This window comes from Bacillus sanguinis (genome assembly GCF_018332475.1).
Classification (GTDB): domain Bacteria; phylum Bacillota; class Bacilli; order Bacillales; family Bacillaceae_G; genus Bacillus_A; species Bacillus_A sanguinis.
This window is the reverse complement of sequence record NZ_BOQB01000447.1, coordinates 1-622: the sequence shown is the minus strand read 5'-3', so window position 1 is coordinate 622 and position 622 is coordinate 1. Positions and strand designations below refer to the sequence as shown.

Sequence of the window (622 nt, the reverse complement as noted above, 5' to 3'; positions counted from 1 at the left end):
AATCGTTGATATATTTTTTAAAAATTTTGTTCACGAAGGGAAAATAAAAAGGATATCTCTTAGCCGAAAAACCCGGCGAGGTGATATCTTTTTTTACGATTATGAGTGCGTTTCCTTTAATATTGCTTGCACATACGAATCATGTAATATTTGCTCTATAATTGGCAACATATTTTGTTCAAATGGAATGTCGATAGGAAATGGCTTTTGTGAGCCGGGTTTAATTCCATATTGGACAAGCTTGTAATGTGTATTTTCTTCAAAGTTGAGCACAATTAACTTATAGCGATTATCATCGCCAGCGAGTGAGAAATCAATAGAAGTAGCGTTATATGTTACTTCATCTTTATATATGTACGGTTTTGGTGTACCAATCCAGTCTACTTTTGCTTGTACATTCATGGACATAACCTCCTTATAGCTATTATAAAAAAATAAAAGCCAGCTCTCAACAAAGAGAACCGGCTTTAGCAGTCATTGGTTATTTTAAAATTTTCACTTTAACAGTTTTGCGTCCCCATTTTTGAGCAGCACTATCTGATCCAAGTAGGATGTCGATACGGTTACCTTTGATTGCACCGCCAGTATCTCCAGCGATAGCTTCTCCGTAACCTTCAACCCA

2 protein-coding genes are annotated in these 622 nt (G+C 36.0%); both read right to left on the bottom strand.

Annotated features, from left to right (window positions below):
• Positions 1-99 precede the first annotated feature (99 nt).
• Positions 100-402: a DUF3910 family protein gene (locus KI369_RS27455; RefSeq protein ID WP_212958760.1), complete on the bottom strand. Its 303-nt coding sequence runs from the start codon at positions 400-402 to the stop codon at positions 100-102.
• Between the two features lie 79 nt (positions 403-481).
• On the bottom strand, positions 482-622 hold a 141-nt coding region (locus KI369_RS27450), incomplete at its 5' end, for a 3D domain-containing protein (protein WP_238484968.1).